The following is a 24,045-nucleotide window of genomic DNA, read 5'->3' on the forward strand; positions in this document are numbered from 1 at the left end:
CCTGCGCGATTTCCAGCCGCTTCTGCTCTTTCTCTTTATCAAATATCGGATAAAAGATCCCGGCGACTTAGCCGGGATTTGCTTGTTAGCGGATATTAAATCGATATATAAGCCAAACACCAAAACCAGCGATACATCCGCCCCCAGCCCCTGCTCTAACGAATACGAATATATTATATAAATCAATATCTAATATACCTGTATAGAGATATATGAAAGCTATAAAAACCATTTGCAGTATAAGTGCACATAAAGCGATGGCTATAATATGGAGGCCAATAATTAAGATGAATATTTTTAACTCTTTCATTTTAATTTTTCCTCCAAAATATCAATAACTTTAGGTCCTAGCTGACTACCTATCTCAGTAGATAATGCAGCCCCACCATTACCGGATATCCCAGGAATAGGACTTGAAGGCAACGGCTTACTAATCCCCATCCCCATATCCACCCATTTATAATTTTTCCATGTTGGGTTCAACATTTTATCAAGCGGTGCGGTGATAACATACTTACCGATCCCGTAGCCCAATGCAGCCCCTCCAGCCCCCCATCCCGCCCCTGTCAAAGGATCATCTCCTTTCAGATAATTTGATGTTGCTCCACCTGCTGCATTCCAGCCTATAGTTCCCCACGCCCCTGTGTTTGCAGTAAATGCCCCGACATAGGTGGCTATCAGTACATCTGTCGGATTCACCTCACCATTGATCAGATACTGGATACCGGCATTAGCACTGCCGCCAATAGCACCTGTCGCCTGCATGGCACCCGGCAGATAAATCAGCCCTGCGGTCGCCATCGCTCCAGCCACCGCATCCCGTTCATTCTGCGCCTTCTGGCAACTTGCTGAACCAGGAGCTGACTCGCAACTTGCCATATCAATACCGTGCTGGCGTATCCACGCTTCCTGACCCGCTTCCGTACCACCACCTAACAGGTTATTGTTCACCGTCGTGTTTCCTGCTATCGCGCCTGTCATACCGTCTGCCGTGCTGTCTCCGGTTAAACCACCCGCCAGACCCGCTGCCAGCGTCGATAATGCCAGCACTTTTTGTTTTTCCTGCTCCGTCAGTTCACTCACCGGTTTACCGTAAGTATCCAGCGCTATCATACCCGCCAGTTCACCTGCGGCAGCACCCGCTGCACCGGACGCAGCATCTTTGCCCTGAGCCGCCGCCAGTGCCGCATTTACCACCGCGTGCGCGATGATATTGGCACCCTGATTATCACCCGTCGCTTTCTTCACCACTTCCGCCAGATACGGAGCCGCACCGCCTGCCAGTGCCGCTGCCATATCACCGCCCGCCAGCCCCTGAAGCGCCATCGTCGCTGCGCTGATACCTTGCTGGATGTCGCTGCCGGTGCCGTACTGTTTCTGGGTGTCTTTGTACTCTTTAGTCTCCAGCAGGTCTTTGCCGCTCAGCTCAGGATGCGCGGCTTTCGCTTTCTCCAGCCCTTTAATCTCGCCCGCCGTCCGTGCAATATCCATTGCCTGGCTGCCCACGTCGCCCAGCGCCTGCGCAATCTCCAGCCGCTTCTGCTCTTTTTCTTTATCAAATATCGGGCTGATGCTGCCGTTGGCATGTTCCACGTCGCGGCTTAAATCTGCCACATCCTGCTGCTGGTTTTCGGTATCGCGGATGTTGATGGTACCTGCTGAAATCGCCGCTTTGGTGGTGCCTGATGCCTCACCTTCACCGCCTGCGCCCACCAGTACGCCATTCGCCATATTGCCGATAAAGTTCTCTGCAATAGTCCCGCCGGTGCTGATGCCTGCGCCCTGATGTTCGGTGCTGTATTCCGCTTTATTGCCGATGTCGCTGAAGCCCAGCGTGCCGGTATCAAGGCGGTTTTTATCCGCCGGACCTGTGCTGGCAATGACCGCACCATCGAGCTGCGTATGTCCGCCCACCGTGATATCAAAGCCGCCGTCACCGGCAAATATCCCGCTCTGCTCAGTGACCGAGTTGTAGTCGCTGTTCATTTTGTCATTAGCGGCACTGATGCCGCCCGAACCGGTCATGGTGCCGAATGAGAAGCTGGCGCCGCCGCTGATGCTCTTCTGGCTGCTGTCGTAGTAGTCGCTGTCCTGCAGGCTGCTGATGGTCAGGTCGCCGCCGATATCCGCCACCACGCTGTTGCCGCTGACCTGCGCACCGGCAATCGTTGTGTCGTCGCCGCTGTTGATGCTGATGCGGTTACCTGCGTCGATGGTGGTTTCGTTATGCTGCGTGCCGTTGCCGCTCTCGCTGCCTCTGGAGGCGTTACCGCTGGCGGAGATGTTGATACCGGCACCGCTCTCGCCCATGCCGATGCCAATCCCTATGGCGCCGCCGCTGCTGCTGTTTTCTCCTTCCAGCCACTGTGTGTTCTGCGAGGAAATCAGATTGATGTCGTCTGCCGCGTTCAGCGCCACGTCCAGCCCGGCTTTAATCTGGCTGCCGATGGCCGTGATATCGCCGCCCGTGGCGGTTACCGACAGGTTATCACCCGCCGTCAGTGTGCTGCCCGTGGCGGTATTCTGCCCGCTGTGGCTCTCGGATTTGGACGACTGCGTGCCCAGCGAGGCGCTGATACCAAACGCCGTGGAAGCATCGCCGGTGGTGGCCTGCGCCAGCTCCATCGCCTGACCGGTCGATACGCCGCTCATCACGCCTTGTGCAATTTTCAGCGCCGCGAGCCGGTCGTCACTTTCGTCACTCACCGACTGCGCCGTCGTCACAGCGCTGTTTACCGCACTGCCTGCCGCGCCCGATAACGCTATCGTCAGCCCGCTCTGTTTCTGCTCGAACGATTCATCGTGAGTGCGCGCATCACGGCCCGGTTCAATCAGCACGCTGTCGCCTTTAATGCTTAAATCTTTCCCGGCGATAATATCTGCGCCACCGATATGCGCCTGACCGCCTGCGTTAATGCTGACGTTGCCGCCCGTCGAACCGACGGTGCTGAAGCTTTCGCTCTGAGTAGTGCCTTCATCGTTCATTTCATAACGTGATTTACTGGTGCCAATGGTGACGCCGATGCCGCCGCCGCTGAACATGCCGCTCTTTTTCTTCTCTTTGAGACGGTATGTCGAGTCGGAATTGGTTGCCGCTACGATGTCGATGTTGTTACCCGCATTCAGACTGACATTGCCGTCGCCGACCACCGCTGAGCCTTTCACCAGCAAATCATTTCCGGCGACGAGGGCTACGTTATCGCCGCTAAGCAGGGTGCCTGCCTCACGGGTTGCGCTGTCTTCCTCCACCGTGTGGGTGGTGGTTTTTTTCATGAACCCTTTTTTGGTTTTGGTTTCTTCTTTGAAGTGGTAATCACTTTCAGTGGCGGTTTCTAGGTTAATGTCACGGCCTGCGCCAATACCAATATCGCCGCTGGCAATCACCTGCGCCGCTTCGCTGTTGACGTCACGTCCGGCCACGATTGTGGTGTTGCCGCCGCTGACGATTTCAGTGCTGTCCTGACGTACTGATTCGTTGATTTCGACCTTTTTCTTCGCTTTGTAGCTGTCGCCCTGAGTCGTTTCTTCCGCCATCAGGTTCACATCGCGACCGGCCTGCATTGCCACGTCACCTTCTGCGGCTATCCCTGCCGCCTGGCTGTTGATGTCCTGGCCGGCGACCAGTGTCAGATCGTTACCGCTGGTGATCGTGGTGGTTGCGACATCCGTGCTGTGGGTTTCACTTTTGCCCTGGCGGCTGTTTTCACGCGTTCCCGCTGCGTTCAGGTTCAGGTCGTTGCCGGCAATCAGGACCGCGTTTTCACCGGCATTAATCTGGCTGGCTTCAATGGTCACATCATTCCCCGCCTGCATACCCAGACTGCCACCGGCGGTGATGCTGCTGCCGTCAGACGTCACCGATTCACTGTGTGTGGCGTCTTTACGCCGGAAGCCAGACTGGCTTTCGCTGTCGGTTATCTGGTTGGCGGTGACATTGATATTGCCGTCTGCCAGCATCAGCAGATTGTCTCCTGCTGCCACATGTGCACCTGCGATGTTGATGTCCTGGCCGGCCTTCAGGATCATGTCGTCCTGAGCAATGATCCCCGCCATCGGGCCGCTTTGTGTCTCGCTGAAACTGACAGACTCGCCGCGCCTGCCCGTTCCGCCTGCCTGCCATTGTTCGGTTTGCGTGATGTTATTAATGCTGCCGCCTGTGCTTTCGAGCTGGACGGTTTTGCCGCTGATGGTGGAGCCGATGTTATTGATATCACCCAGGGCGCTGAGTTGCAGACCGCCGCCTGCCTGCATCAGACTGGCATTCAGGTTGCTGATGCCGTTCTGGCTGCCGATAAAAAGGTTATTGTTTGCGGCGAGGGTGCTGCCGCTATTGGTGATATTGCCGCCCGAAAGTCCGACATTATTGCCGGCAATCACGCTGCCGTTATTCATCGTGACGTCTTTTGGTGACAGATACACTTTCGGCACCATTACCGTCTGGCCGTTGATGCTGGCGGATTCCCACCACAAGATACTGCTGTCGAGCGCGGCGATTTGCGTGGCCGTCAGCGCTACACCAAAGGCCAACCCAAGCGACTGTTGCGCACCTGCTGCGTTATCCATCAGGTACTGCATCTGCTCGAGATCGGAACCCAGACCGCTGATATAGCGGCTGCCGGTCTGGTTGAGCATAAAGTTACTGACGTAGCGCGTATCGAATGCCGCATCACCGATGAAGCGGTAATCGTATTCCGGATGCAGGTTAAGTTTGTCGAGGAAATACGCCGAACCGAGGAATTTATTCTGGTCTGTGTACTCGCTGTTAGTTTCACGCGGAGCCGTACCGGGTTGGATCCCCATTAATGCGTACAGGTCGCCAAACAGGTTTTGATCGAGTTGCCCCAGCCTGTCGAGTTTCGGGTTCGTGATGATCAGATACGGGCTGTTCGCATCGGTTGAAGGGACAAAATAGCCATTATTATCCGATGGCAGAGGATATAAGCTGTTGCCCCCGGCGATGTGAGCAACCGCATCGGTGAGACTCTCGTACCATTGTGGCGAGGTGATGTCCGCGCTATCTGCGTTGGTGAGATCCTGCTGCTGAACGCCATCAGGCTGGCTGAGCGTATTGAGTGTCGGTGCCTCGATGGTGTGGCTTGTCCCTCCGGCATTCGCCGTGGTCATGGTGTTACTGATATCCTGGGTGAAATTGGCAATGATATTGCCACCCGCCTGGATGACTGAGCGGTAGAGTTCGCTTGCTTGTAATTCCGTAACCTTTTCAGTCGCTGTCAGAATATAACGGATATATTCATTGGCGTTATATTCATGATTCTTAACCCATGTTTTCACATCCTCATACGCTGGAAAAGGCTTTAATTCATAACCACATTCATACTGGCACTGATATTCAAATGTCTGATAGGTAGATATTTTTCCCGTTTGTACCGAGTTATTATTAAGGGTTCCACCAGTCAGATACATATCACCTGCGGCAAGAAGATAGCTGCTGTTGTTATCAATTACATCTGAAATGGCGTAAAAATCTCTGCCTGATGAGATACGTGACGCACCGCCGTTTGCTGTTGCCTGTACCGCTGTTTCATCAATCAGAACTCTTTTCTGATCATAATCAAATGTCGGCATCAGGTTGTCATATGTGGTGCAATGAGTATTTACCCCTCCTTTACAGACTGTATAAACGTGAATACCTAATTTATCAGCGTCAATATCCGACAAGTAAACATCCATATACGGCTGATTATCGGGCGCAAATTCGTTATAAGTTGATGTGATTTCCAGCCCGTCCCGCTCATTCAGTAAATGCCCGGTTTTCACCGTAATATCCCCATTTACCGTCTCGATATTTCCCGAAGTATTCACCACTTCGGCGTTCGCATTGCCCGCCATGTCGCGCTGCATCCACAGGCTGTTACCGGCCAGAATATCGCCGTGGTTATTGTGAATAGCATTTGCCAGCAGATACATATTGTTGCCCGCATACAGCAGGGCGGTATTGAGAATATTGCCGGCGGCATTCAGGGTCAGTGAGCCCGTGGTGCCGATAAAACCATCGACAGTAATATTCCCACGGCTGTTCAGTGCCACATCGCCACCGGCCTGCAATGTGCCTGTGGCGTTCATCGCAATACTTTCCGCGGATAGGGCGCTTGCGCCGCTGCCGGTGGTGATTTGTCCGTTATTGGTGAGCGCCGTTCCGGCAGTCAGATTCACCGCCTGGCCCTGCATTATGCTCTGATTGTTTATCGCGCCATTGCTGGTGATATCCAGCACGTTGCCTGCCGCCAGCACATTTTTTCCTGTAAAAACGCTGGTTAATTTCAGGGTTAAATTACCCAGCGCAACCACCTGACCAAGCTGTTCGAAAACGTTGCTGGTCAGCAGTAAGTTACCGCCGCTGTAAAGTTTACCTGTGGCCCGGTGTTCAATCCGGTCAGCATGAATCGCCAGATTCGAGGTGCTAAACACGGTTCCTGAGTTATCAATTGCAGTGGCATTCAGCAGCAGCGATGTGGCCTGTAGCCAGTTGTTATTGGTCAGGCTCGCCGTGTTAAACGTGAGTTCACCGCCGGAAAGAATTTTACCGTCGTTACGTGCGGACGCTGAGGCATCAATACGTGTCGTGCCGCCGCCCTGAATCAGGCCGTAGTTCACGAGATTTGGCGTGGTGAGGTTCAGGGTGTTCTGGCTCAGGACAATACCTGCAGCGTGGTTGGTCAGATCACCGGTGAATGCGAGGTCATTGTTCGCCTGAATACGTCCGCTGTTGTCGACAGAATCGCTGATCAGGGCAATGTCCGTGCCCTGAATTTGCCCGGCATTATTGACTGTCGCTGCACTCAGTCCCAGTGTTCCGTCTGTCAACAGCGTCTTGTTCTGATGCTGAGTAAATGCCCCGGTCAGCGCCACCACCAGTCCGTTGACGCCGATGATGTCGCCATTGTTATTCAGCGATCCACCGTTAATCACCAGATTATTGCCCTGCAATGCGCCACGATTATCAAGCGACTCTCCCGTCAGGGTGAGATTTGCGGCACTCAGCAGAGAGCCCTGATTAGCGATGTTTTGCGCGGCAAGGTTAGCGTTGCCCTGGCTTAAGATGTCGCCGTCGTTACTCAGTGTGCCGGCAAGCGAAACATCCAGTTTATCCGTCCCCAGCAGGGAGCCTGTATTAGTCCAGTCGCGGGCGGTGATGACAACATTTTGCCCCTGCAGGGTGCCAGCCGTGTTGAGTAAACCCGTATCCAGTGTCAGTGAGCCTGCCGTCAGCGTGCGGCTGGTGCTGCCTGTGCTCAGTTCATCTGCCGTCATGTGCAGCGCAGAAGTTCCCTGCCACAGGCCCTCATTACTGAACGTTTGGGTCTTCAGTGACAGGTCGTTCGCCATTACCTGTCCAGCATTGAGAACAGTATCGCCGCTGATGTCCAGATACCCCTGACTTAAAAACAAGCCCTCACTCAGGTTATTAAATTGACCGCTGCTCACGGTCAGATCGGCCGCAGTGGTTACGCCGCCATGAATCAGATTCTGTGCCGTAAGCGTGAGGGCACCTTGTGCCACCTGAGTGCCATACAGCGTGGCATCCGTGGCTGTCAGCGTGAGTGAACCATCAGACTGGAGCTGCGCGTCACGCTGGCTGGTCAGTTTATTCGCTTGCACCGAAAGATCGCCGTGGGCGATAACATCCCCGTCCAGATTGGCTTCACGGGTTTTCAGTGAAACATTGCCAAGACTGGTCGACAGTGAACCCTTTGCGGCTGTCAGTGACTGGCCATTTATTGCCAGTGATTTTTTGCCTGATAAAGTCCCGTTTTGCCGGATATTTTCTGCAGACACAATCAGCGCTTCGTCAGATAAAATGTCTCCACCCGCTGCGTTGCTCAGGGCTTTTACGGCACTTATTGAGGTAGTGCCTTTGGCAGCAATTTTTCCGCTGTTGGACAGGGAACCGCTGCTTATAGCGGCGTTGTTACCGGCTATCAGCTGGCCCTGATTGGTTATCGTTCCCGCAACCTGTGCTGAAATATCACGCGCCGTATTGACGCTGCTGCTGCCATCCTGGGTTAAATCCTGTGCGTTGAGACTGAGGTTTTTTCCTGCGGTCAAACGAGTGTTGCTTAACGTCAGTTTGCCCTCGCTGTTCAGGGCGATATTGTTGTCGCTGGCAAAGGTGCCATTGCTAAGTGCGATGTCCTGCCCGCTGACATTCATACTGCCACTGGCTTTATGTTCACCGCTTAGCGTAACGCTTTCTCCTTTGGCATTCAGGCTGCCGCTGGCAAGGCTGTTTTGCACGGTGAGTTTGCCGCTGGCATTCAGCGTGATATCTCCCTGACGTGCGTTCAGATTGCCAAGGTTAACTCCCACGCCTTTGTCACTGGAAATCAGTCGGATACGACTGGCGTACATGCCGCCGAGCGCGCCGGTATCCACTGCCACCACGGGTGCTGCGCCTTCACCGGCAATCGCGGTGATGCGGCCATTTTTGTCCACACGGTTAGCGCCGGTGATAACGTTCATCGCGTTAGCATGAATTTGTGCATTCACTTCTGTGGCCCGCGAGATGATTGACAGCGCATCCGACTCACTGGCATTCAGCCCCTGGCCTTCAACGGTGATGGAACCTTTGTTGACATCAAGGGATTGTAAGTTGCCACTCGCATCGAACACCGGTTTACCCGTGGTGAGCGTGGCATTCGGTGTATTGATAAAGCCGCAGCCGTTACAGGTGATGCCATACGGGTTAGCAACCATCACGTTGGCCGCTTTTCCTGCGACTTCTGTGTAACCGTTCAGTTGTGAACGGTTCGCGCCCGTCACTTCGTTAATAATGCCGCGCGCCTCCTGGCCTGCTTTCAGGTTGGGGTTGTTCTGGATCAGCCCGCCTAGCTGTGTCTGGTTTAGCTGGCCGGTGGCATTGTTGAGGATCAGTCCCTCTTTGCCGACGTTGTAGTTTTGAAACTGGTTATGCGAAATCCCCGCCCCGTTAGGAGTGGCGATATTCACCACTGGCACACCGTTGCCGGCCTTATCAATGCCTGTAGCACTATTCGCCGGGGTCGGTGCGGCGAACGCCGGGAAAACCGGTTGTCCTGCCAGCAAGCCACAGATCAGATAACTCAGCAGGCTTTGAGCGAAGCAGGTTGGTTGTTGATGATTATCCATAATCGTTTTCCCTTAAATCACAAACGCGATGCGGTAATAAATGCTGAAGTGGTCAGGCGCTAACCAGTCTGGATATTGCAACGGTGTGCCTACGGTAAGCTGGCTGGAGTAGTAACGATTGGTGGCAGAAAGCCCGACGGCGGCCCCCCACAGCGTGCCGGACGCCCACGGGTCTTTGTTATCTTTTTGCAGCCAGCCACCGTCGAGTGCGACCACGCTGCTGACCTGACCCAGAAGCGGCAATGTGAGCAGTCTGTAGTTCAGTTCGTTACGCCAGTAGCCGCCGTTATCGCCGGAAAGATATTGCTCTTTAAAGCCGCGCACCGAGCTTTCGCCACCGATGGTCAGACGCTCGCTGCCATAAAGTCTGTCCGGTGACCACTGACCGTAGAAGCTGGTCAGCCACCATAAAGCGTCAGCCACAGGCAACTGAAAGCTGCCGTTAAGGCTCCATTTTTTAAATCCCGCTTTCGGCAAATCATCATTTTTGCCGTTATCTTCTTCCGCGCCCAGCCAGGAGACGCCATGGCTGAATGTGGGGTTGAACGTTGCGACGCCACCGAAGATTTTTTGCGTGTGGTTGAGCCCAAATTGCAGGCTGGTGAGCTTGCGACTGCTGCTGTCGAGCAACACATCATTGAGAGAGTTATTGCTGATTTGATGTGTCAGTCCGATGGAGGCACCGGTTTTGATATCACCATCGCGGAATAACACTCGCGAGGTGGTAAAACGGTGACTGATGCTGTCGCCGGTCGATGCCCAGCCAAAGCCATTGTTGTCAATCGTGCTGAGGTAGTTGCTCCAGCTATAGCTGTAATCAAACAGGTTATAACCGTAGGGAATGCTCAATCCTGCCTGAACGTTTTGTGCGTCATGGGTAGACGAGAAATCGCTGCTGCGCCCACCGCTGATGAACCATTTATCCGCAATACCCAGCACATTATTGGCTGTCAGTGAGCCGCCAAACTGCCCTGTACCGGTACTTTTCTGCCCGCTGTTATCAAAGTTAAGTGAGACACTGAGGGGGAATTCCGGTGTGGCGGTGAGATTGACAATCGAATAGCCTGATTTCTCGCCCGGATGGATCTCTATTTGCACCGGGTCATTGCGTAACCGGTTGATTTGCTCCATACCCTGTTCGATGTCACGCAGATTAAGAATGCCGCCTTCCATCCCGGGAAAAGCCATCTTTAACTGTGAAGATGAGCTACCTTCGAGGGTAATTTTATCCAGACGGCCTTCCAGTACCGAAATATTTAATTCGCCCTGAGATAAATCTTGCTCGGTGATAAAAGCCCGGCTGGTTATATATCCCTGATGAATATACCAGTCAGAGATTTGACGGGTTATCTCCGCGATCCCGCTCATCCCCACACATTGGTTAAGATGAGGCTTAATAATCTCGCGTTGTTTTTTATCAGAAATGAGTATTGCGTTATTTATATATATCTTATGAATGTAAAAGCAGGGGCCAATATCTGTTTCTGATTGAGATTCAACGGGAGGAAGAGGGGACAGACTGCGTTGCAGATCATCACGTTGTTGTTGGCTTTGCCTTAATAATTGTTGTTGTTCCTGGCGGATCAGACCACGGTCTGCCGGATTGAGGGGAGCAGCAATTGCTGACATAGCAATCCCGGAGATTAAAAGAGAGGATAAGTATTTAAAAATATAATGTTCGCACAACACAAAATTCATTCCATGAATAATTAAAGTAATATTTACACACGATTTTTAATATGATGTTACGGAGTCAAAAATAAATCAAATCCTATGATTATATTAATGCTTAATAAAATTTTCCCGCTGCAATAAGGGATGAGTGAGTGAATAAATTTTATCTGTCAATTATCTGCTTCTGTTATATGTGGGAAAGGGAAATTTCATGGCACGAAATTGCTGCAATAGAGTTTCTGCCGCACTGACACCTGCAGTCTGAGATGCTTCCTTAAAGCATCGAGCGGTATTGTCGCCATCTGAAATACTCTCATCGGCTGCCCCGCAGTAAATTTTCAGCATGTCCTGTTCCAGCAGTGCGCCACCGCCCCGTTTCAGCCCATCCCAGTCAATCTTCTGAAATAGCGTAAAAACACAAAAGGCACCTTTCGGTGCCTTTTCGACGAACATTAAAACCAATCAGGCATTTTTAGCCAGCTGCGCTTTGTGTTTGTTTTCACTCAGCATAGTCAGTAACAGCAGCAGAACAGCCAGTACACAACCGGCGATCATCACGATAAAACCGCCGTCCCAGCCAAAGAAGTCAACGGTATAACCGACAATGGCACTGGCTGCGACCGAACCGCCCAGATAACCAAACAGCCCGGTAAAGCCTGCCGCCGTTCCTGCTGCTTTCTTCGGTGCCAGTTCCAGAGCATGTAAACCAATCAGCATCACCGGCCCGTAAATCAGGAAGCCGATGGTGATCATGCAGGCCATATCAATACCCGGATTGCCGACGGGATTCAGCCAGTAAACCACGGTAGCGATAGTCACCAGCACCATGAAGAACACGCCAGTCGCTCCGCGGTTGCCTTTGAATACTTTGTCCGACATCCAGCCACACAGCAGCGTGCCGGGAATGCCTGCGTATTCGTAAAGGAAATATGCCCACGAGGATTTATCCAGCGCGAAATGCTTCACTTCTTTCAGGTAAGTCGGCGACCAGTCGAGAATGCCGTAGCGCAGCAGATAGACAAAGACGTTAGCCAGTGCGATGTACCACAGCAATTTGTTCGGCAAAATATACTGCATGAAAATCTGCTTTGCCGTCAGTTCCTGCTCGGCTGACTCTTTGACATAGTCTGGTGGATAATCGTTTTTATATTCTTCAATCGGCGGCAGGCCGCAGGATTGCGGCGTATCGCGCATGGTCATGAAAGCAAACACGGCCAGCAGGATCGCCCCGAAAGCAGGCATATAGAGCGCCGCATGCCAGTCGTTAAACCACGCCATACCAAGCAGGAACAGCAGCGGAGGGATACCACCGCCGACGTTATGCGCACAGTTCCACACCGACACAATGCCGCCACGTTCTTTCTGCGACCACCAGTGGACCATCGTGCGACCGCACGGCGGCCAGCCCATTCCCTGGAACCAGCCGCAGAGGAACAGCAACACAAACATGATGGCAATGCTCGATGTTGCCCACGGCACGAAGCCCATAAACAACATCACAGCAGCAGCCAGAATCAAACCGGCGGGCAAAAATACGCGCGGATTCGAGCGGTCAGACACCGAACCCATAATGAATTTGGATATGCCATACGCAATAGAAATTCCGGAGAGCGCAAAACCCAGATCGCCACGGGAAAAGCCCTGATCAATCAGATAAGGCATGGCCAGCGCGAAGTTTTTACGCACCAGATAGTAGGCCGCATAACCGAAGAAAATCCCCATGAAGATTTGCCAGCGGAGACGACGGTAAAGCGGATCGACGTGAGCCTCATCAACAGGAGCTTTGTGGGGCGCGGGTTTAAAGATACTGAGCATAAATGCCTCCGATGGCATAAATCAGGTGGGACTCATCGTGAGCCACGAACGAAATGGCGGAGCCGGTGTGTTCCAAAACGAACATCATTTTAGCCATTCGCGCACAAACGAACTGTGATTTATGACGGAAATGTTACATTTTTATTACAGCGGAGGCGGGGTTTGTGAGATTGAGTAACAGCATAAAACAAAAAAGGCGGAGCCTGAGCCCCGCCAGGCAGGTTGGTGACATATCAAAAGACTCATTTGAATCGTCAGACATTTTTATATTTTGATGTGTGATCTTTGAGTTTTTTCATTTTTTGCATATTAAAATTCATACCTGACGCTACCCTCACGGGTGCGCCAAATCATCATCAGTATGTTTTTATCAATGCAATTTTGGGGTGGTTTTACAGAACGAAAACAGAGCCGATCTTCCTCCCCCGCTTCTTTGTATCCCTCTCCGAATTCATAAACAGTGATCAGAAATGGACCCGTATTGTCGGAAGGAATGTGATATTTACCTCTAATTTGATCCTGATTATTCTGCCACCAGACAATCTTTTCCGATTCAGTGGAGGGCAAACCATCAACGATGACCTGTGCAGTGCTTCCATCATAATGCGCATCTATAACCGCTACATCTTTGCCACCAACGAAGGTATAGTAAAAACCGGTCAGCAGCGCGGCCAGAAATACAATTACGAAAATGCGCATCAATAATGACCTTCCATATCAATCACTGCTTCCATATTTGTCAAAAATGGTCGAAAACCGAATTTTTCAAAGCGTTGCAGGACAAACCATATTTTGAAAAACTGAAACTGATTGAATTCCTTTTTGCGTATATCATCAATATCCAGACCGACGTGATCCTGGCCTGTAAATCTAACACTGGCTTTCCAGTTTCGCTCGCTTACGTGGAGACTGATGATGTCTATTTTCGTTGCATGGATATTATGAATGGTGATCCCCATTCCATTTATTTTATCAAGTACAAGGGAATCAAATTTTGGAAGAATCGATCCTTCGACCGCAGATTTAATATCTTTCAATTTATCCTGCGGAATACCTTTGCTTTTGTAATCAATGAATAATCCAATCGCTTCCTGCATAATAGACCTTGTATTTTTTGCAGTGTGATCAGAACGAAGCTTTCGATGATATGCATTATTAATTTGTCCGTTACTAAAAGGGGTTCCTGTAGAACGTTGAAAATGCTTCAGCATTTGGTTAATTAAATACTTGTAGGGTCCCACAAAGGAGTAGGGAAGAGAACACGTCAGCATTTCCTTAAATAACAACCGGGCACATTCCTTATTACTGACTGTGCCACCACGATGAGTGCTACGATAGACTCCCGCAAACCTGGACTGAGGATTATCAAATGCTGTCAGCCGGGTGAATGTATATGGGTCAACCACGGTTGATATATTTTTCAAACCGAACTCTCTTTTAAGTCTGTCCCCGGATATATCACCATAACGCATGTCATTTGCGCTGTAATCGTTGAAAAGCCGTTGTGTAGTAAATACCGTCTGGGGAAATACAGCATTAGTCATAGAGGTTACTCCTTTACCTGCTTTAACATTAATTATCACATCGCGTAATTACTGTCGGGTTGTTTATTATTATAATTGCCATTCACTATTGATAGTGAAATAACTACGACACATAACTTATTCCTTAAGTTAATTATTCCAATTTATAATGTGTACTGTTTGTTATATATAACAAGGCTATTGATTGCTCTCTGTTCTATATTACAATACTTCATTGAAAGTAATAAAACGTTATCTGTCCGCTTATAAAGTGAGGTTTTTGAGTGGCAGTAACAGCATAAAAAAAGGCGGAGCCTGAGCCCCGCCTGATACTTTCAATATCTCTGAATTTATTGAATTTTCAGGGTATTGATAATGGTTTCTGCATCGGTCTGCGCCTGCTGCTGATTATCCGCTGGCAGGGTGATTTGCATGGTCAGCAAATGGCTGTCTACTTTGCCCAACACGATGGAAGAGTAAGCTTTCTGACCCGCCGACGTGATCACAGTATCCAGTTGTTGCAGCGTCTGGCCATTTACCTGAATAGATTTATTGGTCACAACCTGCAGATTGGTATCACGGGCTTTTTGCTGATCCTGTAAACGACCCGCCAGAACGTCCAGCGATTCGGTGGTGTTATCACCCAGGATCACGATCACGGCTTTCTGACCGGTGCTGTCAGCGTACACATGCATATTGTTTGCCTGAGTGCCCAGCTTACCGCTCTGGTCGCTCATTCCCTGCGGCAGGGAGAAGGTGACTTTGCCTTCCAGCAGGCTGACCGGTACGGTCGCTGCCGTTGCTGAGGCCGCTGGCGCACCTTTATCTGCGGCAGGTGCGTCGGTGGTTTTACCGTCACACGCAGCCAGACCGGCGATCAGTACTGCCATTCCCATCATTTTCGCGATATTACGCATCGGGCTTCCTTAAGTGGCCTGTTAACCAGGCTTACATGTTGACTTAACAGCCTTTATGGCAACCTATTCACGCCACAAAAGCAAGTCAGATTATGGCGCGATTTGTGTCTTCCCCGCTCACAGTTTAGTGCGCGCTGACGGCAGAGTGCGGGTTATTTCCCTGCGCGGATAAACGCTTAAGCAGCATATTCAGCAGCATGCCATACATTGGCAGGAAGAAAACCAGACAGATCAGCACCTTGAAGGTGTAATCCACCATCGCGATTTCCACCCAGTGCTTTGCCATAAAGGCATCGCTACTTTTGTAGAAGGCGATAAAGAAGAAGGACAGGGTATCGCTGATATTGCCAAGGAACATCGAGGCCACGGGCGCTATCCACCATCGGCGGTTCTGGCGCAGGCGGTTAAACACGTGAACGTCGAGGATTTGTCCCAGCACATAGGCCATAAAACTGGCGGTGGCGATACGGGCGACCATGATATTCAGGCTGCTGAGTGCTTCCACACCCTGCCATTGCGCTTCAAAGAATAACGCCGAGATGACGTAGGAAATCGCCAGCGCAGGCACCATCACGGAAAGTATGATTCGTCGTGCCAGCGGTGCGCCGAATATACGGACTGTCAGGTCAGTCGCCAGGAAAATAAACGGGAAAGTGAACGCGCCCCAGGTGGTGTGGAAACCAAAAATGGACACGGGTAACTGAACCAGATAGTTGCTGGAGGTAATGATGGCAATGTGGAATAGCGAAAGCCATATCAGCGCGGAAAACCGCTGCTGAGCAGTAAAGGAGTACATATATGTGACCTTTTTTTAAAAAAAATTGGGGTGAGGGAACCCAAATACCCTGCGTCCTTGAAGCCGGCGCAGGGGCGTTAGCTGTTTGCGGCGCGCATAGTACCTGTTTGCACACCGTTTGCGCAACAGATCCAGCGGTTAATTTTAGCGCAATGAGCCGTGTCAGTTGCGCGGGAAATCCAGCGGGTTAAACTATGAGGCTTTACCGCGTCTGAAGATGTTGAGAAACAAAATGACCGATCCCTTTATTAATCCCGACCATCAGCTGGATGCGCTGGGCCTGCGTTGCCCGGAACCTGTGATGATGGTTCGCAAAGCGGTACGCGCTATGAAAGACGGCGAAACGCTGTTGATCATCGCCGATGATCCGGCAACCACGCGCGATATCCCCGGTTTCTGCCGTTTTATGGAACACAGGCTGCTGGCGTCGGATACCGAAACTCAGCCCTACCGCTATTTACTGTGCAAAGGTCTGGTCGAAAAACAGGGCTGATGATTCAGCCCTGAGTCTTGTTTACTTCGCTTAAGTTTACTTCGATTTATTGCGCAACAGCCTCAGCGCATTGGCGGTGACCAGTGCCGTAGCGCCGGAATCCGCCAGCACTGCCAGCCATAATCCGGTCAGCCCCATCAGCGTGGTGACCAGGAAAATCGCTTTCAGCCCCAGCGCAATCGTGATGTTCTGACGGATATTCGCCCGCGTGGCGCGTGACAGGCTGATCATCTGTGCCAGCCCGCTCAGACGGTTGTGCGTCAGCGCCGCATCCGCCGTTTCCAGCGCAACGTCCGTTCCGCTTCCCATCGCAATACCGATAGTCGCCGCTTTCATAGCCGGCGCATCATTAATGCCGTCACCGACCATCGCCACCGGTTTCTGCGCATTCAGCGCGGTCACCGCCGAGACTTTATCCGCAGGCAGTAAACCCGCACGGAAATCAATGCCCAGCCGGTCAGCGATGGTTTTCGCTGCCCGCGGATTGTCGCCGGTCAGCATCACTGCTGAAACGCCGAGTGCTTGCAGTTTCTGCAAGGCTTCTGCTGCGTCATCACGCAGGCGATCCTGCATCGCAATCAGCCCAATCGCGCTTTCTTCCTGCAATACCACAACTACGGTTTTCCCAGTGGATTCCCAGTCAGTAATTTGCGTAAGGGTTTCAGTGGTCAGGCTATTTTCAGCCACGCTTTTTGGCGCGAGTACCTGAATTTTGCGGCCTGAAACGAGGCCTTCCACGCCCGAACCTGCCAGCGCGCGACGATCTTGCGCCGTGAGCGGTAACGGATTACTGATTTTTGCACGGGCTAAAATCGCCTGTGCCAGCGGGTGATGCGACCCTTCTTCCACCGCCGAGGCCAGACTTAACACTTCGCCTTCACTGGCACCGTTCAGGGTTAAAACGTCAGTGACTTCAGGCTTGCCTTCGGTCAGCGTACCGGTTTTATCCAGCGCGACGGTCTGAATCAGCGCCAGCTGTTCCAGCGCCGCACCGCCTTTGATTAATGCGCCCTGACGCGTCGCCGCTGCCAGCCCGGAGGTTATCGCTGCCGGAGTCGAAATTACCAGCGCACACGGACAACCAATCAGCAGCAACGTCAGCCCGCGGTAAATCCAGGTTTCCCACGACAGTCCCATTGCCAGCGGCGGAACGATAATGACCAGCAGCGCCATCAGCATAATGACTGGCGTGTAATAGCGGCTGAAAGTATCGAGGAAACGCTCAATCGGCGCGCGGCGTTCGTCGGCTTCTTCAATCAGTTGCAGGATGCGGTCAATGGCGCTGTTGCCGGGCGCGGAGGCCACTTCCAGGCGTGCGAGGCGGTCAACGCACAGGCTGCCCGCCGGGACTTTCTCACCGGGCAGTCGGTCCACCGGCACCGATTCACCGGTCAGGGCGCTTTCGTCGAAACTGGCGGCGCTTTGTAAAATGGCATCGGCGGGCAGACGCGCGCCTGCAGCGATTTCGATAATGTCGCCGGGACGCAAACTGCTGACCGGCACGGTTTCAGATTTGCCATTTACTACGCGGACGGCAGTATCGGGGATTAGCGCCATCAGCGATTTCACACCGCTGCGCGCCCGGTTGGCGGCAAAGGATTCCAGACGTTCGCCCACCATAAACAGCAGCAGCACCATCGCCGCTTCGGCGGTGGCACCGATAAACAGCGCGCCGATTGCGGCAATGCTCATCAGTGTTTCGATGGCGAAAGGCGAGCCAGAACGTGTCTGGCGAATAGCCTGACGAAGTACCGGCCACAATCCCACCAGCGTGGTAGCGATAAACGCAATTTCACCGATTTGCGGATTGAAATGATCGAGCACCCAGCTCAGCAGCATAAGAACCGAAAGGCCGATCAGCGGCAGCGCCTCTTTCAGGCGTGACGCTTCGGGTTGTGGAGTATTTTGTTTTTTATCGAGGGATTGCAGGGTAAAACCTGCACCGGTCACGGCCTGCATCACGTTTTGTGAGATGTCGTGGCTGGCATCAATGACCAGTTTTTCTGTGGCGAAAAGCACTCTGGCGCGGTTTACGCCATCAAGTCCGGCAACAGAATTTTCGATTTTGCGGGCACAGGCCGGGCAATCCATACCTTCCACTTTCCAGCTGTATTGCTGGCTGCCGGAAAGCGGGGCGCTGGGGTCATCTTCACCCGGCGAGCCTTCTGCGCTGCTGTCGTCTGTGTGTGAGTGCTCACCAGCTTTCGGGGCACAGCAACTGTCTGATGTCGTGGCGCAAGCCGACGCCGCCAGCGGGGCTTTGTCACTGCAACAGCTGGCAGGATGCGTGCCTGACTGAACGGGTGCGCTGATTTTATTGATGTGCAGACCATGTTTATGGTCGCTGTGACAGCCACAGCCGCTGTTTTTATGCATTTGATTCATACTGCCTCCGGTAGAAACAGAGTGGGATTACCTCCATTGTAAACCCTGGAGTCAGCTCTAAGGTCAAGCAATTTGATTGAGCGGAACCAGAACGGTTCCGCTTTAAGGGTTTTTCTGCGGGAGATTACAAATAAAGCGACCGGACAATCAGGAAGTGACCGCCAAAGTAACAGGCAGCAACCAGCGCGTCTGCCGCGCGGAATTTGAAGCGGTAGCGGCTGACCAGCCACAGAATATTCGCCAGCAGCAACAGCACCGCGCCACAGAACAGCGAAAACGCCATGTCGGTACTGCGTGCGAAATACTGTTCGCCTGCCAGCCAGACCATCAGCAGGGTCATCGCGATGTAAGTGGTTACCGGCCATCTCAGTTCTGCCAGCCGCGTCCAGATCACTGCCAGCAATATGGCGCCAATAATCAGTAATGTCAGCGGCAACGGCCAGAAGAAGGTAATGGTCATCTGGCTCGCGAAACTTAGCGTATACAACAGATGAGACAGGAAAAATGCGCCGATGGCGTACATGAACCGCTCTTCAGGTAGCAACAGCAGGCCGTCTGCTACCAGCGTCGCCGCCAGTCCCAGCAGGATCAGATAGCTGTAAACATTGAGCGTGGGTGCCTGCCAGGCAAGCAAAAGCAGCAGCAGTAACGTGACGGGTTTAAACACCCAGCGCTGCCAGCGCGGTCCGCGATAGCTGGCGTCAACGAATAACCAGCCAGAGAAAAATACAGCGAGGAATGGCCAACTCATTGTTTATCCTTTTATGTTTCAGAACAGATAGGTTTCAGAACAGAAAATCAAACCAACGCAAGGATCTGCCTTCAGGAAAACGCATCCTGTTTTCCTGTACTCATCCTCAGTGTAGGAGAGTCGCCGTGTCGCCGACAATCAGAAATCCCTGTTTCGGACTGCGCGATTAACGTTGGTTGAGGATATTAACAGGGAAGTTGGAAATGAACGGCGCAGGAGCGCCGTAAACGCGGGGGACTATTTTTTAGCCGGCAGTGGCGGCTGTTTTTTCTGCCAGGCCATCAGCTCAAAGACGCCAAACAGGAAAATACGGGTTTGCAGCCACGGGCCGATGGTGTCCTTTTCCTTGCCCTGCGTGGCTTTAAGCAGCATCACCTGCAGGCCGTGCATGAAGAACATGAACACAATCGCCACGTCTAAAAAGTATTTGATCGGCTTCGGGAAAGGGTGAATCAGGTTAAATGCCAGAAACGCCCAAATACATAACATCAACAACCGACCAATATTGATCAACATCTTACTGCTCCTGTTCTGGTGAGCCGGTTTCAGGCGTCACATCGCGATGGTAGAGGCGATAAGCAACTTGTCCGGCGACTTTTTCCCGGTGCAGCCGCCAGCTGGCGGGCACATCTAAAGTACCGTGCTCGGCTTCTGTTTCGACATAAATCCAGGCTTCATCAGCCAGCCACTGGTTTTGCTCCAGCAGGTTCAGGGTGTCTTGCAGAATGCCTTTGCGGAAAGGCGGATCGAGGAAAACCACATCAAAGGCATTTCCGGCTTTTGCCAGCCAGTTCAATGTATTGACGTTAAATACTTTCGCATCACCGGCGTTTAGCAGCGCCAGGTTTTTCTCTAACTGTTGCGCAACCGGGCGTTCAGACTCCAGCAGTGTGGCGCTGGCCGCATAGCGGGACAATGCTTCCAGACCGAGTGCGCCGCTGCCTGCAAAACAATCCAGACAGTGTGCGCCCTGTAAAACCGGTGCCAGCCAGTTAAACAGCGTTTCGCGTACGCGATCGGTGGTCGGGCGCAGTCCCGGGCTATGTGGAACCGGAAGTTTGCGTCCGCGCCATTGTCCGCCAATAATTCGGATCTGGCCTGCGGCGGGAGTGTTGGGTTTCTTTGCCATAGTTCGCTTGTGTAATCCAAAGCCGTCAGGCTTCGTTGCATATCGTTTGGAAGGCTATTCTACCGGTGTGCGGCCATTGGGCAAATGTTTAACATTGTCGGTTGAAAAACCACCGGAATTCAATACGCGGGCGTGTTGCCTGAAGGGGAAAGTGATAGACTGCCTGACCATAACCCTATTAATAATCCGTTCGCCAGTCATTAACGGCGAGGAGTGAAGTTGTAAAATGGCAAAAGATAAAAAACGCGGTTTCTTCTCCTGGTTTGGCCGTGGCCGTCAGGAAGAAGAGCAGCAGAAGGAAGAAATCCGCGAAGACCTGCCGGTTGTTGAAGAACAGCCGACCGAAGCGCCTGTCCATGAAGCGCCTGCTGAAGAGCCAGGTGTTCCGGTTGAACAGCATCCCGGCGAATGGGATGCCGCAGCATCGCGGGAATCTGCCGCTGAAATCGCGCCTGTGGCTGAACCGGCTCCGGAAGTCGAACCTGAGCCAGAAGTTGAACCTGCACCGGCAGTGGAACCTGAGCCAGAAATTGAGCCGGAACCGCTGAAAGAACCTGAACCGGTTCGCGAACAGGCCGCCGTTGAACTGGCAGAAGAAATTGTCCACATCACCGAGCAGGTTGCCGCGCAGCCCGTCGTTGCTGAAGACGAGTTTGCTGAATCGGCCGAAGAAATTGCCGAAGACGAACGTCTGGATGCCATTGATTATGTGGACGATTCTGTTGCTGCCGAAGAACCGCTGCCGGTGGCGCTGGATCCCATCGTCGTTTTACCTGCGGGCGAAACTGAGCAGGAACGTCCGACCAAAGAAGGTTTCTTCGCGCGCCTGAAACGCAGCCTGGTCAAAACCAAGCAGAATCTCGGCTCCGGTTTTGTCGGTCTGTTCCGCGGTAAGAAAATCGACGATGATCTGTTCGAAGAGCTGGAAGAACAGCTGCTGATCGCCGACGTTGGCGTCGAAACTACCCGTAAAATCATTGCTTCACTGACCGAGCACGCATCGCGTAAACAGCTGAAAGATGCTGACGCGCTGTACGGTAAGCTGAAGGAAGAAATGTCCGAAATACTGGCGAAAGTTGACGAGCCACTGGATGTCAGCGGGAAAACCCCGTATGTCATTCTGATGGTTGGCGTAAACGGCGTCGGTAAAACCACCACCATCGGTAAAATGGCGCGTCAGTTTGAAGCACAGGGTAAATCTGTGATGCTGGCGGCGGGCGATACGTTCCGTGCCGCAGCCGTTGAGCAGTTGCAGGTCTGGGGTCAGCGCAACAAGATCCCGGTGATTGCACAACATACCGGTGCGGATTCCGCGTCAGTTATCTTCGATGCCATTCAGGCGGCGAAAGCCCGCAATATCGACGTACTGATTGCCGATACCGCCGGGCGTTTGCAGAACAAAGCGCACCTGATGGAAGAACTGAAGAAAATCGTCCGTGTGATGAAGAAGCTCGACGAGGATGCGCCGCATGAAGTAATGCTGACCCTCGACGCCAGCACTGGTCAGAATGCGGTGAGTCAGGCGAAATTGTTCAACGAAGCTGTAGGGCTGACCGGGATAACGCTGACTAAACTGGATGGCACCGCAAAAGGCGGTGTGATTTTTGCCATCGCCGATCAGTTCAGCATTCCGATCCGCTACATTGGTGTCGGTGAAGGTATCGAAGATTTAAGGCCGTTTAAGGCAGACGATTTTATTGAGGCACTTTTTGCCCGAGAGGATTAATACGGATGATTCGCTTTGAACAGGTCAGTAAAGCTTATCTGGGCGGACGACAGGCGCTTCAGGGCGTCAATTTTCATATCCAGCAAGCGGAAATGGCATTTCTGACCGGACACTCAGGCGCGGGTAAAAGTACCCTGCTCAAGTTGATTTGCGGTATTGAGCGCCCGAGTGCCGGACATATTTTGTTTGGCGGCCATGACATCAGCCGTCTGAAATCCAGCGAAGTGCCGTTCCTGCGTCGTCAGATCGGCATGATCTTTCAGGATCACCATCTGCTGATGGACCGCACCGTGTATGACAATGTGGCGATGCCGCTGATCATTTCCGGTGCCAGCAGTGAGGATATCCGCCGTCGTGTTTCAGCGGCGCTGGATAAAGTCGGGTTACTGGATAAAGCCAAGAATCTGCCAATTCAGCTTTCCGGCGGTGAACAACAACGTGTGGGCATCGCCCGTGCGGTGGTGAACAAGCCTGCGGTGCTGCTCGCGGATGAACCTACAGGTAACCTCGATGGCGAATTGTCGGAAGGCATTTTGCGTTTATTCGAAGAATTTAACCGCGTCGGCGTCACCGTTCTGATGGCGACGCATGATGTGGGTCTGATTGCCCGTCGAAATTATCGCACGCTGACCCTGAGTCAGGGGCGTATGTCGGGAGGGGTGTACTAATGGCGAACAGTCCGAACCCGGCGAAAACTGCAAAAAGCGCCCGTGCTGCGAAAAGTAAAGCGCTGCAGGGGGGCTGGCGGGAGCAGTGGCGCTATGCGTGGATGAACGCGCTGGCTGACATGCTGCGTCAGCCGCTGGCAACACTGCTTACTGTGATGGTGATAGCCATCTCCCTGACGCTGCCGAGCGTCTGTTATCTGGTGTGGAAAAACGTCAGTACCGCGGCGGAACAGTGGTATCCGACGCCGCAGCTGACCGTGTATCTCGACAAAGCGCTGGATGATGATGCCGCAGAAAACGTGGTGAAAACCCTGAAAACCGAAGCGGGCGTAGATAAAGTTAACTATCTGTCCCGTGAAGAAGCGATGGGCGAATTCCGCAACTGGTCAGGCTTTGGCGGCGCGATGGACATGCTGGAGCAAAACCCGCTGCCGGCAGTGGCTATCATCACGCCGAAAATGAATTTCCAGGATTCCGCGACACTCAACACCTTGCGCGACCGCGTCGCGGCGGTGCACGGCGTGGATGAAGTACGGATGGACGACAGCTGGTTTGCCCGTCTTGCGGCGCTAACTGGCCTGGTCGGGCAGATTGCGGCGATGATTGGCGTCCTGATGGTGATCGCTGTCTTCCTGGTCATTGGTAACAGTGTGCGACTGAGCATCTTCAGCCGACGCGATACCATCAACGTCATGAAGCTGATTGGCGCGACCGACGGGTTCATTTTAAGGCCATTCCTGAACGGTGGCGCGATGCTAGGTTTCACCGGCGCGTTGCTGTCGCTGATCCTCTCGGAAGTGCTGGTGCTGCGTCTTGAGAGCGTGGTGACGCAGGTGGCGCAAGTGTTCGGTACCACCTTTGACCTGCATGGTCTGGGCTGGGATGAAAGCCTGCTGCTGCTGATCGTCTCCGCCATGATTGGCTGGATTGCCGCCTGGCTGGCGACGGTACAACATTTACGGCGATTTACACCACAGTAGCGATAATTTGCTATAATGTTCCCCTGCTGCTCAGTCTTTGTGTACAGGGGAACAGCCGATTC

The 24,045-nt window shown here is 52.7% G+C and carries 17 protein-coding genes; 4 read left to right on the top strand and 13 right to left on the bottom strand.

Annotation, left to right across the window (positions count from 1 at the left end; genetic code table 11):
• Positions 1-85: 85 nt before the first annotated feature.
• The 9 genes from J1778_RS05735 to J1778_RS05775 all read right to left on the bottom strand — a co-directional run bounded on the left by J1778_RS05735 (position 86) and on the right by J1778_RS05775 (position 15,851).
• Entirely contained in the window at positions 86-310 is a 225-nt protein-coding gene (locus J1778_RS05735) for a hypothetical protein (protein ID WP_217172355.1), read from the bottom strand.
• Positions 307-9,126, bottom strand: coding sequence for a hemagglutinin repeat-containing protein (locus J1778_RS05740; protein WP_217172356.1), 8,820 nt, complete (start codon positions 9,124-9,126; stop codon positions 307-309). The genes J1778_RS05735 and J1778_RS05740 overlap by 4 nt, the downstream gene beginning before the upstream one ends.
• A gap of 12 nt (positions 9,127-9,138) precedes the next feature.
• Entirely contained in the window at positions 9,139-10,755 is a 1,617-nt protein-coding gene (locus J1778_RS05745) for a ShlB/FhaC/HecB family hemolysin secretion/activation protein (protein ID WP_238484580.1), read from the bottom strand.
• A gap of 219 nt (positions 10,756-10,974) precedes the next feature.
• Positions 10,975-11,253 carry a hypothetical protein gene (locus J1778_RS05750; protein WP_217172358.1) on the bottom strand — a complete coding sequence of 93 codons (279 nt, stop codon included), beginning with the start codon at positions 11,251-11,253 and terminating at the stop codon, positions 10,975-10,977.
• 9 nt (positions 11,254-11,262) lie between these two features.
• Positions 11,263-12,615: a glycerol-3-phosphate transporter gene (glpT, locus tag J1778_RS05755; RefSeq protein WP_217172359.1), complete on the bottom strand. Its 1,353-nt coding sequence runs from the start codon at positions 12,613-12,615 to the stop codon at positions 11,263-11,265.
• Positions 12,616-12,924: 309 nt separating this feature from the next.
• Entirely contained in the window at positions 12,925-13,314 is a 390-nt protein-coding gene (locus J1778_RS05760) for a DUF943 family protein (protein ID WP_217172360.1), read from the bottom strand.
• Positions 13,314-14,159, bottom strand: a complete 846-nt coding sequence (locus J1778_RS05765) for a DUF3289 family protein (protein ID WP_217172361.1) — start codon at positions 14,157-14,159, stop codon at positions 13,314-13,316. Before J1778_RS05765 ends, J1778_RS05760 begins: the two co-directional genes overlap by 1 nt.
• Before the next feature lie 329 nt (positions 14,160-14,488).
• Positions 14,489-15,055 (bottom strand): DcrB family lipoprotein, encoded by a 567-nt coding sequence (locus tag J1778_RS05770; protein ID WP_217172362.1) that lies wholly within the window; start codon positions 15,053-15,055, stop codon positions 14,489-14,491.
• 124 nt (positions 15,056-15,179) lie between these two features.
• Positions 15,180-15,851, bottom strand: a complete 672-nt coding sequence (locus tag J1778_RS05775) for a 7-cyano-7-deazaguanine/7-aminomethyl-7-deazaguanine transporter (RefSeq protein ID WP_217172363.1) — start codon at positions 15,849-15,851, stop codon at positions 15,180-15,182.
• Between the two features lie 232 nt (positions 15,852-16,083).
• Between J1778_RS05775 and tusA the strand changes: the two genes are divergently transcribed.
• On the top strand, positions 16,084-16,344 hold the full coding sequence (gene tusA, locus J1778_RS05780) for a sulfurtransferase TusA (protein ID WP_217172364.1): 261 nt from the start codon (positions 16,084-16,086) through the stop codon (positions 16,342-16,344).
• A 36-nt stretch (positions 16,345-16,380) separates the two neighbouring features.
• Here the strand turns inward: tusA and J1778_RS05785 are convergent, their stop codons facing one another.
• From J1778_RS05785 to rsmD, 4 genes are all read right to left on the bottom strand, one after another.
• A complete protein-coding gene (locus J1778_RS05785; protein WP_217172365.1) occupies positions 16,381-18,729 on the bottom strand; it encodes a zinc/cadmium/mercury/lead-transporting ATPase in 2,349 nt (782 codons plus the stop codon).
• A gap of 124 nt (positions 18,730-18,853) precedes the next feature.
• Positions 18,854-19,480, bottom strand: coding sequence for a lysoplasmalogenase (locus J1778_RS05790; protein ID WP_112290535.1), 627 nt, complete (start codon positions 19,478-19,480; stop codon positions 18,854-18,856).
• A 237-nt stretch (positions 19,481-19,717) separates the two neighbouring features.
• Positions 19,718-19,996: a DUF1145 family protein gene (locus J1778_RS05795; protein ID WP_013577475.1), complete on the bottom strand. Its 279-nt coding sequence runs from the start codon at positions 19,994-19,996 to the stop codon at positions 19,718-19,720.
• Between the two features lies 1 nt (position 19,997).
• Entirely contained in the window at positions 19,998-20,609 is a 612-nt protein-coding gene (gene rsmD, locus J1778_RS05800) for a 16S rRNA (guanine(966)-N(2))-methyltransferase (protein WP_217172366.1), read from the bottom strand.
• Between the two features lie 226 nt (positions 20,610-20,835).
• Here rsmD and ftsY point away from each other — a divergent pair, with 226 nt between their 5' ends.
• Genes ftsY through ftsX form a run of 3 tightly spaced genes read left to right on the top strand, consistent with a single transcriptional unit; the run spans position 20,836 to position 23,983 of the window.
• Positions 20,836-22,335, top strand: coding sequence for a signal recognition particle-docking protein FtsY (gene ftsY, locus J1778_RS05805; RefSeq protein WP_217172367.1), 1,500 nt, complete (start codon positions 20,836-20,838; stop codon positions 22,333-22,335).
• 5 nt (positions 22,336-22,340) lie between these two features.
• Complete coding sequence (ftsE, locus tag J1778_RS05810) at positions 22,341-23,003, top strand: cell division ATP-binding protein FtsE (RefSeq protein ID WP_013577472.1); 663 nt, start codon at positions 22,341-22,343, stop codon at positions 23,001-23,003.
• Positions 23,003-23,983, top strand: coding sequence for a permease-like cell division protein FtsX (ftsX, locus tag J1778_RS05815; protein ID WP_112290540.1), 981 nt, complete (start codon positions 23,003-23,005; stop codon positions 23,981-23,983). Before ftsE ends, ftsX begins: the two co-directional genes overlap by 1 nt.
• The last annotated feature ends 62 nt before the right edge of the window (positions 23,984-24,045 follow it).

It is taken from the genome of Rahnella bonaserana, assembly GCF_019049675.1.
Lineage (GTDB): Bacteria > Pseudomonadota > Gammaproteobacteria > Enterobacterales > Enterobacteriaceae > Rahnella > Rahnella bonaserana.